An 11,658-nucleotide genomic window follows, 5' to 3' on the forward strand; every position below is an offset into this window, starting at 1 on the left:
CGCCGCGAGCACCCGCGAGCCGGCTCTGGAGCACCGCGAACTCGAATCGGCGGTCATCGATCTCTACCCGGTACGTTGCATCCAGACCGGCGGCCTTGACCGGGTCGAACGCCAGCAGGATTCCGGCCAGGAACCCGTTCAGCGGCGATATCGGACCACCGTCGACCGGCTCGAGCCGGTCCAGGCCGAACCACGCGACGCTCTGCAGGACGGGCAGCACCCGCTGCCAGCCGGCATCGCTGAGGGTGTAGACGGTACGTCCGATCGGAGCCGGTAAGTCGGTACGCTCGACGATCCCGTCGTCCTGGAGCTCTTTGAGCCGCACTGCGAGCAGATTCGTTGCGATGCCGGGCAACTCGGCACGCAGGTCACTGTAGCGGCGGGCCCCTCCGACCAGCTCGCGCAGGATCAGCAGTGTCCATCGCTCACCCAGGATGTCCAGCCCGCGCGCGATGGGGCAGTTCTGGTTGTAGTTCCTGCGGGTGGACACGACGCCAGCCTAACACGCTAGAAATCTTTTTCCACCTACTGCTTGAAAATCTTGTCTAATAGATTTACGGTCTTGTCTATGGGTACCGTTCCACCGTCTCCGATATTTCAAAATCGCCCCGTCCCTGCGCTCGCCGTCATCTGCCTCGGCGTCTTCGTCATCAGCGTCGACGCGACCATCGTCAACGTCGCATTGCCCACACTGTCGCGTCACCTCAACGCCGACACCTCGCAACTGCAATGGATCGTCGACGCTTACACTCTGGTCATGTCCGGCCTACTGCTATCGGCCGGCAGCCTGAGCGACCGCTACGGCAGGCGGGGCTGGCTCAATTCCGGGCTGGCGGTGTTCGCGATAACCTCCGGCATTGCCGCACAGGCGAATTCGGCCGATGCGCTGATCGCGGCTCGGGCGGCGATGGGAGTGGGGGCCGCGGTCATCTTCCCGACCACGTTGGGACTGATCACCAACATCTTCGCCGACCCGGTGGCTCGCGCCAAGGCAATCGGGCTGTGGGCCGCCATGGTCGGTGTCGGGGTGGCGGTCGGACCGATCAGTGGTGGCTGGCTGCTCGAACACTTCTGGTGGGGCGCCATTTTCCTGGTGAACATCCCGATCGCGGTGCTGGCGATCGTCGGCGGCATCCTATTCGTACCGACCTCCCGCGACCCGGCGGCGCCCGGCATCGACCTGCCCGGCCTGATCCTGTCCGCGGCCGGGATCACCACACTGATCTATACCGTCATCGAGGCGCCCACCTGGGGGTGGACCAGCACCCGGGCCGCGACCGGATTCGCCACAGCCGCAGTCGTTCTCGTCGCATTCGCGGCGTGGGAGCGGCGCAGCACCCATCCGATGCTGGACATCACGGTGTTCTTCAATCGTCGCTTCTCCGGCGGCAGCCTCGCGGTGACCGCGGGTTTCCTGACGCTGTTCGGGTTCATCTTCGTCATCACCCAGTATTTCCAGTTCATCAAGGGCTACACCGCATTTCAGTCCGGCGTGCGACTGCTGCCGGTCGCGGTGTCAATCGCGGTGGCCAGCATCCTGGGGCCCCGACTGGTGCAGCGAATCGGCAGCACGGCCGTCGTCGCCGGTGGACTGGCGGTGTTCGCGGCGGGTCTGGCATGGGCCTCTACCGCCGATGCGTCGACGCACTACGTCGAGATCGCGTTGCAGATGCTGCTGCTCGGCGGCGGCCTGGGCCTGACGACGGCCCCGGCCACCGAGGCGATCATGGGGTCACTGTCGGCCGACAAGGCCGGCATCGGCTCCGCCGTCAACGACACCACGCGGGAGCTGGGCGGCACCCTGGGAGTCGCCATCGTGGGCAGCGTCTTCGCCTCGGTGTACTCCGGACGTCTCGGCTCTGCGTCAGCGCTGGCCGGATTGCCCGACGGTGTCAGCTCCACGATGCGCCGCTCAATGGCTGTGGCGAACAACGTAATCGGGCAGTTGCCCGCCCGCCAGGCCGGCAGTGTCAAAGCCGCTGTGGATCACGCCTTCCTGGACGGCTTACAGGTCGGCTCGCTGGTCTGCGCGGGCATCGCACTGGGCGCCGCGATCGTCGTCAGCTGGCTGCTGCCAGCCTGGGAACCCGCACATCAACTGGAAGGGGAAAACCGATGACCAACAACCGCGTATTGGTTACCGCAGCAACGGGCAAGGTCGGCAGCGCCGTCACCGCTCAACTGCTCGAGAAGGGCGTGCCGACCAGGGCCATGCTGCAGACCTGGTCGCTTTCCGGCGAATCCGCGGCGTGGCGACGCGAGCAGACCGCGGTGGCCGCATGAACGACACAATCGCGGCCCAGTACTCGACCGGGCTATCGCAGAGCAACATCGAGCGGGCTCTCACCAACGCCGGCAAGGACATTGACCGTCTGGCGCCCGCAGACCTCGGCCTGCTGGAGGACTTCCACACCATGGGCCGTATCGCCACCGGCCAACTCGTCGAGCTGCTCGGGATCGGCAGCCAGGACGAGGTGCTCGACGCGGGCAGCGGGATCGGCGGCACCGCCCGCTTTGTCGCCGACCGCTACGGCTGCCGGGTGACCGCCGTCGACCTCACCGACGAGTACTGCGAAACCAACCGCTGGCTCAACGGCCTCGTCGGGCTGGACGACCGGATATCGGTTCGCCAAGCAGACGTCACCGAACTGCCCTTCGACGACGCCGCCTTTTCGGTTGCGATCAGCCAGCACGTTCAGATGAACGTGGCCGACAAAGCCCGCCTCTACTCCGAAGCGCGCCGCGTGCTGACCGGCGCGGGCCGGCTTGGCCTGTGGGATATCACCATCGGCGAGGGCGGCCGGCTCGACTATCCGCTGCCGTGGGCCGACGCGCCGACCCGCAGCCACCTGGTTACGCCCGGCGAACTACGGGCCGTGATCGAGGCAAGCGGGTTCGCGATCGAGCACTGGAACGATCTCACCGAGCAGGCCGGCCCGGTGATGCAAGCACTGCTCAACCAGCCGCCAAACCCGTTGGGACTGCACGCCTTTGTCGCCGACTTCAGCCGCAAGGCCGAGAACCTCGCCGGTGCGCTGGCGGACGGGCGGCTGCGCGTCATCCAAGGCGTGGCACGAGCAAAGTGAACTACTCCCACTCGATGGTGCCGGGGGGTTTGCTGGTGACATCCAGCACCACCCGGTTCACCTCGGCGACCTCGTTGGTGATGCGGGTCGAGATGCGCTCCAGCACCTCGTAGGGAATCCGGGTCCAGTCTGCGGTCATGGCGTCCTCACTGGACACCGGCCGCAACACGATCGGGTGCCCGTAAGTGCGGTTGTCGCCCTGCACTCCGACCGAGCGCACATCGGCCAGCAGCACCACCGGGCACTGCCAGATCTGGTGGTCCAGCCCTGCCGACGTCAGCTCCTCACGCACGATCGAGTCGGCGTGCCGCAACGTCTCCAAACGTCCAGCGGTGACCTCGCCGACGATCCGGATGGCCAATCCGGGTCCGGGAAATGGCTGGCGCGCAACGATTTCCTCGGGCAGGCCCAGCTCGCGCCCGACCGCGCGCACCTCGTCTTTGAACAGCAGCCGCAGCGGCTCGACGAGCTTGAACTTCAGGTCATCGGGCAGTCCACCGACATTGTGGTGGCTCTTGATGTTCGCGGTGCCGCTGCCGCCGCCGGATTCCACCACATCCGGATACAGCGTCCCCTGGACCAGAAAGTCGACGGCAGATCCGCTGTCCGCGCCCCCGTCGTGCAAAATATCCCGCACCGCACCCTCGAAGGCGCGGATGAACTGGCGGCCGATGATCTTGCGCTTGCCCTCGGGGTTGGTCACGCTGGACAGCGCCTCGATGAAGGTCTGCGCGGCGTCGACGGTGACCAGATTGGCCCCGGTGGCGGCGACGAAATCGCGTTCCACCTGCGCCCGCTCACCCTCGCGCAACAGTCCGTGGTCGACGAAGACACAAGTCAGCCGGTCCCCGATGGCGCGCTGCACCAGCGCGGCGGCGACCGCCGAATCCACGCCGCCGGACAGTCCGCAGATCGCATGGCCGTCTCCGATCTGCTCGCGCACCTGGTCGATCAGCGCGTTGGCGATGTTGGCCGGCGTCCAGTCGGCGGCGAGCCCGGCGAAGTCGTGCAGGAACCGGCTGAGCACCTGTTGCCCGTGCGGGGTGTGCATCACCTCCGGGTGGTACTGCACCCCGGCCAGGCGCCGGTCACGGGCCTCGAAAGCGGCCACCGGGGCGCCCGCGCTGCTGGCCACCACGTCGAAACCGTCCGGCGCGGCGCTGACCGCGTCGCCGTGGCTCATCCACACCGGCTGAACACGGGGCAGGTCCGAATGCAATTCGCCGCCAAGGACTTTCAGCTCGGTCCTGCCATATTCGCTGGTGCCGGTGTGAGCGACGGTACCGCCCAGCGCCTGCGCCATGGCCTGAAACCCGTAGCAGATCCCGAACACCGGCAGACCGAGGTCGAACAGTGCCGGATCGAGTTGCGGGGCACCCTCGGCGTAGACACTGGCCGGTCCGCCGGAGAGCACTACCGCCAGCGGATCGCGGGCCTTGATCTCCTCGGCGGAGGTGGTGTGCGGGATGACCTCGGAAAACACCCGCGCCTCCCGGACCCGCCGCGCGATCAACTGCGCATACTGCGCCCCGAAGTCGACCACCAACACCGGTCGGCTACCCGGTCCGGTCACATCGGAGTCAGTAGGTTCAGCCACGGCAGTCAGCTTAGTAGCTGGGTTGAACACGCTCATGGGGCTTCCACCGATCGACTCAGGGTTAGCAGCGTGCCGACGGTTCCTTCGATGTCAGGGAGCAGATGGAACTCGACCGACATGCTGGGTCGGTGGCCGTCGTGTTGCGTCCAGCACAATCGCCTGGGCGCATCGAGCGAGGTAACGCGTGTAGTCCGATCCCACGGCCAGCAGGACGATGACGGCCATCGCTATGACCAGCCAGTGCAACCGAATACCGAGGATGTCTTGCCACACCAGCACCGACAGTCCGAATGAGGTGCCCAACGACAGCATCACGGTGCCGATGATGACCAGGGCCGCGATCGCACTGCGGGTGATGATCAGCATGATGACGAAGATCAGGCTGGCCGCGGCGGTTCCCGCGATCAGCAGATTGTATTCGGCCGCGTCACTCATATCCTTGTACGTCGCCGCCGTGCCACCCAGATAGATCCGGGCCTCTTCCAGCGGAGTCCCTTGACGGCATGGCGCGCGGCCTTCTTGATCGCGTCGACGTGCGAAATGCCTTGCGGGTCGCGGGATCCCCGTCATGGGTGATGATGAAGCGGGCGGCCTTGCCATCGGGCGAGAGGAACATCGCCAGGCCACGTTTGAAGTCGGGGTTGTCGAACGCTTCCGGCGGCAGGTAGAAGGAATCGTCGTTTCTGGCCGCGTCGAACGCTTGCCCCATCGCGGCCGCGTTCTGCTGTGCGGCATCGAACTTGGCAACGTGTACTACTACTTCAAGACCAAAGACGACATCGTCGCCGCCGTCATCGAAGCCCGCACCGAAGAAATCCGATCCGCGACCGCGGCCCTGCAGCGCCGGCACGGCAGCCCCAAGGCCCGGCTCAAGGCGCTCGTGGGCCTGTTGGCCGACGCGCGCGACACGGTCGCCGACCACGGCTGTCCGTTGGGAACCCTGTGCGCCGAGCTCGCGAACCAACCGGGTCAATCACCTTCCCTGACGGCTCCATTGATGCAAACCCTGCTGGACTGGGCCGCACAGCAATTCCACGCCGTGGGTCGCCGCGACGCCCGCGACCTGGCGGTCGAACTTGTCATCGCTTACGAGGGCAGCGCGGTCCTCACCAAGGCTTTGGCGCAGCCAGAGATCATGGCCCGCGAAGCCCGACGCCTCGAAAAATGGATTAACGCACTGCAAGTGTGACGGCGCGCGGCCCCCACTCGGGCTGCAACGACAGCATAGCGGGTGAATTGCGGCGCGGCGCAGCCGCTTTGGGATTTAGCGGGCGCCGCGCCACCGCCTAGCGGGTCTCAGCCCTGCGGTCAGTAGTACTCCTCCGGGTACAGGAGTTCGTCGCCGCCGCCGAGGATGTCAAGATCCGCACCCAGCAGGGTCGGAGCAAGGAAAGCCTTTTCCAGGCCTACCTGCGCCCCCGTACCAACGTTGAGCGCGGCAGCTTCAGCGACCTCGCGGGTGGCCGTTCGCAGGCCATCCATCGAGGGAATGCCGGCGGCCTCCGCCTGCCTACCGCTCAGCGCCGCGCGCGCATTCTCGAGGTGCTGTGCGGTCAGTTGCTTGGTAGTAGCCGTCTGGTAGGCGGCCAACCTACTCGTGTCGGCCAGCTGGGCCTGGTTGTAGGCGCTCGCCGTCTGCCCGGGGCCATCGCCCGTTTGCAGCAGCGGGTTCACCGCCGCCGCCCGGGCAAATTCCTCATATTCGATGCTCTTCAACGGCCCGGCGCCACCGACGATGTCACCGGCCTGTGCGGCGGATAGCGGAGCAACCGCAGCCATTCGAGTGGCCACTCGCACCCCGGTCCCGGCGTCGATGGCGCCCGCTTCAGCGACCAACCGCCCCGCCTGCACAACGCGTTGCGCGGGGGAAACAGCGGCCGCCTCGCGTTCTTGACCCGTCAGCACTTGCTTAGCCTGCGTGATCTTGCGGCTGCTCAGAGCCGACCCACGAGCAAGATCGGAGGCGTTAGCAGCTGATGCGTCAGCCACGTTGGCCTTGGTGTTTGCCACTATCGCTCCGCCCGCGCTCTGTGCTGCCGCGGGGAGAGATTGCAGCGCCTGGGCCCACGGCGTCAGCTGGGCGGCCACCGCCGAAGCAGCACTGTGATATCCCGCCAGCGCGCCGACGTTCTTCGCCCACATGCCTTCGTAGATACCCTCGACCTCCGCGATCAACGGGCAGTTGAAGCCGAACAGGTTGGTCTTGACCAGCTGGACCAACTGCTGGCGGTTGATCGCGACCGCCGCCGGATGCGTGACCGCCGCCTTCGCCGCCTCAAAAATCCCGGCCGTCGCGTTGGCCTGCGACGCCGCGCCACCGGCCTGCGTCGCCGCCGCACCCAGCCACTGAACGTACTTGGTGGCCACCGACGTCATCGCCTGTGCCGCCGCACCCTGCCACGCCAGGCCTCCGGTCACCGACGAAAACGACGCCGCCGCCGAACCCAGCTCGCTGGCCAACCCTTGCCAGCTCGACGCGGCAGCCAACATCGGCCCTGAACCGGGACCGGTATACATCTGCAAGGACGTGATCTCAGGCGGTGACAATGGGTAACTCATCAGAACCGTTCCTTTCTTTGTTCAGCTGTCGTGCGGACTAGAACGTGCTTTTGATCGGGCCGGCACCTCCGAGGGCCTGAAGGTCGATGCCGATTAGCCCGGGAACGAGCTGAAGGCTTCGAGCCGTTACCTGCATCCCCGTGCCGGCGTTGATGAGGGCCGCGTCCTCCCCATACGTGGCGGCCGCGACGAAATTACCCGCGCTGCCGGCTTTCAGCGCCGACGCCAAATCGGCCTGGGCCAACTGTTGCGTGGCAGCCACCTGGGCGCTGTTGAGGTTTGCGACGCTTTGCACCCGGGCCTGGTCGTACTGCAGCAACTGCTGCAGGGTGGTACCGGTCCCACCGGAAAGCAACGGCGCCACTTGGGCGCTCGGCGCGGTCGGGGTCATCTGCAGGAGGCCGGCGCCGCCGCCGGCGATATCAAGGTCCTGCCCAGCGATGTTCAGCGGAGCCAGCGCATTTATGCCGCCGAGCCGTACCGCCGTCCCGGCGTCGACTAGTCCGGCGTCAACGACATCCTTGCCGGCCGTGACAACGTCACCCTTGAGCGCTGCAGCACCCGCCGCCGCCAGGTTCGTCTTGGTGACATCTACCGCGGCACTGATCTGGCGCGAGTTCATCGAACTCAGGTTGCCGATCTGTGCCTGGTTATTGGCCTGTATCTGGCTGATGACTCCGGCGAGCCCGCCGGGCGATTTCGCGGCCGGAAGCACCTGCTGCCAGGGCAGGCCCGAAGTCAGCGACGAAAACGACTCCGCCGCCGAACCCAGCTCACCCCACAGCCCTTCCCAGCTCGCCGCGGCAGCCAGCATCGGCACCGAACCCGCGCCGGTATACATCTGCAAGGACGTGATCGCCGGCGGCAACAATTGGAAATTCATCAAAGGTGTCCCTCATAGCCGGCTTTGCCTAGATCAACACCGCTGCCCAACGGCAGCCGCGATGACAGTGCCAGCCCGAGAGGCGCCGTCGCCGCAATCAAGTCGCGAGCACATATCCACAACACCCGACCACCACCTTGTGAGTCGCGACTTGCTCGATGGCAGTGACTTTATGACTCTCCGAGGACTTACGTAAGCAGAATGCGATATTTTTTTTCTGAGGAAGAGGGGAGCGACTCCGCATCGGCGCCAAGGACTTTCAGTTGTGTACGGCCGTCTCACTAATGCGGTGTGTGCGGTGGTCGTAATCTAGGTCGAAAATGCATGGTGGACTGTTGTCGCCCAACAAATTCAGAAAGTGAGGTGCTTCCGTGAGTTCTGCGCTGGGCCTACCGGAGAAAGTACGTGCCTGCCTGTTCGATCTCGACGGTGTGCTCACCGACACCGCGAGTGTGCATACCAAGGCATGGAAGGCGATGTTCGACGACTACCTTTCTCAGCGCGCCGAGCGCACCGGAGACAAGTTCGTCCCATTCGATCCGGCCGCGGATTACCGAAAATACGTGGACGGGAAGAAGCGCGAAGACGGGGTCCGATCGTTTCTGGCCAGCCGGGGCATCCAACTGCCCGACGGCAGTCCCGACGACCACGGTGACGCGGAAACGGTTTACGGTCTGGGCAACCGCAAGAACGACAGGTTTCAGAAGGTCCTGGAAACGGACGGCGTCGAAGTATTCGCCGGGTCGCGGCGCTATCTCGAGGCTGTGTCGGCCGCGGGTCTGGGCATCGCGGTGGTGTCGTCGAGCGCCAACACCCGAGACGTGCTCGAGATCACCGGCCTGGACCGGTTCGTCCAGCAGCGGGTGGATGGCGTCACGCTGCGCGAAGAACACATCGCGGGCAAGCCGGCCCCCGACTCCTACCTGCGCGGAGCACAGTTGCTCGACGTCTCCCCCGACACCGCGGCCGTGTTCGAGGACGCGTTGTCCGGCGTGCAGGCCGGCCGGGACGGTAACTTCGGGTTCGTGGTGGGTGTCGATCGAGTGGGCCAGGCCGAGGATTTGCGCCGCAACGGCGCCGACGTTGTCGTGACCGATCTCGCGGAATTGCTGGGTCACGACGACGAGGAGAACTCATGATCTCCGAGGAAGCCTTCCCCGTCGAGCCGTGGCAGGTCCGCGAGACCCGGCTCAATCTGAAACTGCTGGCCCAGTCGGAGTCGTTGTTCGCCTTGTCCAACGGACACATCGGATTACGCGGCAACCTCGACGAAGGTGAGCCCTACGGTCTGCCGGGCACCTATTTGAATTCGTTCTATGAAATTCGACCGCTGCCGTACGCCGAAGCCGGATACGGCTACCCGGAGGCGGGCCAGACCGTCGTCGACGTCACCAACGGCAAGATCATCCGGCTCATGGTCGACGACGAGCCGTTCGACGTCCGCTACGGCAAACTGATCGACCACGAACGGGTCCTCGACCTGCGCACGGGAACGCTCACCCGTCGTGCCCACTGGCGCACGCCCACCGGCAAGGAAGTCAAAGTCACGTCCACCCGGCTGGTGTCGCTGGTGCACCGCAGCGTGGCGGCCATCGAGTACGTGGTCGAGGCGCTCAACGAATTCGCCCGCGTGACCGTGCAATCCGAACTCGTCACCAATGAGGACCAGCCGGAGACCTCGGACGACCCGCGGGTGTCGGCCATCCTGGACAACCCGCTTGAGGCCGTCGCCCACGAAAACACGGACTGCGGCGCACTTCTCATGCACCGCACCCGGGCCAGCGCGCTGATGATGGCCGCCGCGATGGACCACGAGGTCGACGTTCCGGGGCGGGTCGAGATCACCACCGACGCGCGTGCCGATCTGGCCCGGACGACGGTGATCTGCGGGCTGCGGGCCGGACAGAAGCTGCGCGTCGTCAAATACCTGGGCTACGGCTGGTCGAGTATGCGTTCCCGCCCCGCGCTGCGCGACCAGGCCTCCGCCGCGCTGCACGGCGCCCGCTACAGCGGGTGGCAGGGACTGCTGGACTCGCAACGGGAATACCTCGACGAGTTCTGGGAGAACGCCGACGTCGAGGTCGAAGGGGACCCGGAAAGCCAGCAGGCGGTGCGGTTCGGGCTGTTCCACCTGCTGCAGGCAAGCGTGCGTGCCGAGCGCCGCGCGATCCCCAGCAAGGGGCTCACCGGAACCGGCTATGACGGCCACGCGTTTTGGGACACCGAAGGTTTCGTGCTGCCGGTGCTCACCTACACGGTCCCGCATGCGGTCGCCGACGCGCTGCGGTGGCGGGCGGCGACGCTGAACATGGCCAAGGAGCGGGCAGCCGAATTGGGCCTCGACGGCGCGGCCTTTCCCTGGCGCACCATCCGTGGGCAGGAATGCTCGGCGTACTGGCCGGCCGGCACCGCGGCCTGGCACATCAACGCCGACATCGCAATGGCTTTCGACCGCTACCGCATCGTGACCGGCGACCACTCGCTGGAGAAGGAGTGCGGCCTGAAGGTGCTGATCGAGACGGCCCGCTTGTGGATGTCGATCGGGCACCATGACCGCCATGGCGTCTGGCACCTCGACGGGGTCACCGGACCCGACGAATATACGGCGATCGTCCGCGACAACGTTTTCACGAACTTGATGGCGGCCCACAACCTCATTACCGCGGCCGACGCGTGTGGTCGCGATCCCGATGAAGCAGCGGGGATGGGTGTCACGACCGAGGAAATGGCCGCCTGGCGGGACGCGGCCGCCGCCGTCAACATTCCCTACGACGAAGAGCTGGGTGTGCATCAGCAGTGCGAAGGCTTCACCACCTTTGCGGAGTGGGATTTCGAGGCCAACACCACCTACCCGCTGCTCTTGCACGAGGCCTACGTGCGGCTCTACCCCGCACAGGTGATCAAGCAGGCCGACCTGGTGCTGGCGATGCAGTGGCAGAGCCACGCATTCACGCCGGAGCAGAAAGCGCGCAACGTCGACTATTACGAGCGGCGCATGGTGCGCGACTCGTCGCTGTCGGCGTGCAGTCAGGCCGTGATGTGCGCAGAGGTCGGGCATTTGGAGCTGGCCCATGACTATGCCTATGAGGCCGCGCTGATCGACCTTCGCGATCTGCACCAGAACACCCGCGACGGGCTGCATATGGCCTCCCTTGCCGGCGCCTGGATGGCGCTGGTCAACGGCTTCGGCGGGCTGCGCGACGACGAGGGCATCCTGTCCATCGATCCCCATCTGCCCGAAGGCATTTCGCGGCTGTGCTTCCGGCTGCGGTGGCGCGAATTCCGGCTGACCGTCGACGTCGACCACTCCGACGTGACCTACACCCTGCGGGACGGGCCGGGCAGCGATCTGACCATCCGGCACGCCGGCGAAGAAATCACGCTGGACACGAATTCGCCGACGACCATCGCGGTGCGCAAGCGCAAGCCGCTACTGCCGCCACCGCCGCAGCCGCCTGGCCGCGCACCGGTACATCGCCGTGGCGTGATCGGATGACAACGCGTCGCGTCAGGCGGTCACCAGGGCCAGGTTT

The 11,658-nt window shown here is 66.0% G+C and carries 10 protein-coding genes and 1 pseudogene; 6 read left to right on the top strand and 5 right to left on the bottom strand.

Translation table 11 applies throughout. The annotated features are described in order from the left end of the window. The coding region (locus VML93_RS30145) for a helix-turn-helix domain-containing protein (RefSeq protein WP_325616174.1) at nucleotides 1–490 on the bottom strand (490 nt) is incomplete at its 3' end. A 78-nt stretch (nucleotides 491–568) separates the two neighbouring features. Between VML93_RS30145 and VML93_RS30150 the strand changes: the two genes are divergently transcribed. From VML93_RS30150 to VML93_RS30160, 3 genes are read left to right on the top strand one after another with little or no spacing between them, the layout of a single operon-like run. Beyond that, the gene (locus VML93_RS30150) at nucleotides 569–2,119 is read left to right on the top strand and encodes an MFS transporter (protein ID WP_325616175.1); all 1,551 of its coding nucleotides are present in this window, start codon (nucleotides 569–571) and stop codon (nucleotides 2,117–2,119) included. Then, nucleotides 2,116–2,283: a hypothetical protein gene (locus tag VML93_RS30155; protein WP_325616177.1), complete on the top strand. Its 168-nt coding sequence runs from the start codon at nucleotides 2,116–2,118 to the stop codon at nucleotides 2,281–2,283. The genes VML93_RS30150 and VML93_RS30155 overlap by 4 nt, the downstream gene beginning before the upstream one ends. Beyond that, a complete protein-coding gene (locus VML93_RS30160) occupies nucleotides 2,280–3,086 on the top strand; it encodes a class I SAM-dependent methyltransferase (RefSeq protein ID WP_325616179.1) in 807 nt (268 codons plus the stop codon). The genes VML93_RS30155 and VML93_RS30160 overlap by 4 nt, the downstream gene beginning before the upstream one ends. A gap of 1 nt (nucleotide 3,087) precedes the next feature. Here VML93_RS30160 and guaA read toward each other — a convergent pair whose 3' ends face one another. Continuing rightward, on the bottom strand, nucleotides 3,088–4,683 hold the full coding sequence (guaA, locus tag VML93_RS30165; RefSeq protein WP_325616180.1) for a glutamine-hydrolyzing GMP synthase: 1,596 nt from the start codon (nucleotides 4,681–4,683) through the stop codon (nucleotides 3,088–3,090). 174 nt (nucleotides 4,684–4,857) lie between these two features. Further along, nucleotides 4,858–5,410: pseudogene (locus tag VML93_RS30170) on the bottom strand (MMPL family transporter); the annotation flags it as partial. A gap of 270 nt (nucleotides 5,411–5,680) precedes the next feature. On the opposite strand from VML93_RS30170, the gene VML93_RS38755 reads away from it, so the two are divergent. Continuing rightward, entirely contained in the window at nucleotides 5,681–5,872 is a 192-nt protein-coding gene (locus tag VML93_RS38755) for a hypothetical protein (protein ID WP_414686490.1), read from the top strand. A gap of 119 nt (nucleotides 5,873–5,991) precedes the next feature. Here VML93_RS38755 and VML93_RS30180 read toward each other — a convergent pair whose 3' ends face one another. Next, nucleotides 5,992–7,242, bottom strand: coding sequence for a PPE family protein (locus tag VML93_RS30180; RefSeq protein WP_325616185.1), 1,251 nt, complete (start codon nucleotides 7,240–7,242; stop codon nucleotides 5,992–5,994). A 37-nt stretch (nucleotides 7,243–7,279) separates the two neighbouring features. After that, entirely contained in the window at nucleotides 7,280–8,125 is an 846-nt protein-coding gene (locus VML93_RS30185; RefSeq protein WP_325616187.1) for a PPE domain-containing protein, read from the bottom strand. Nucleotides 8,126–8,496: 371 nt separating this feature from the next. Between VML93_RS30185 and VML93_RS30190 the strand changes: the two genes are divergently transcribed. Together VML93_RS30190 and VML93_RS30195 are read left to right on the top strand one after the other, a co-directional pair. Next, complete coding sequence (locus tag VML93_RS30190) at nucleotides 8,497–9,264, top strand: beta-phosphoglucomutase family hydrolase (RefSeq protein WP_325616189.1); 768 nt, start codon at nucleotides 8,497–8,499, stop codon at nucleotides 9,262–9,264. Further along, on the top strand, nucleotides 9,261–11,621 hold the full coding sequence (locus VML93_RS30195) for a glycoside hydrolase family 65 protein (RefSeq protein ID WP_325616191.1): 2,361 nt from the start codon (nucleotides 9,261–9,263) through the stop codon (nucleotides 11,619–11,621). Before VML93_RS30190 ends, VML93_RS30195 begins: the two co-directional genes overlap by 4 nt. Nucleotides 11,622–11,658: the final 37 nt, after the last annotated feature.

Source organism: Mycobacterium sp., from assembly GCF_035499775.1.
Classification (GTDB): Bacteria; Actinomycetota; Actinomycetes; order Mycobacteriales; family Mycobacteriaceae; genus Mycobacterium.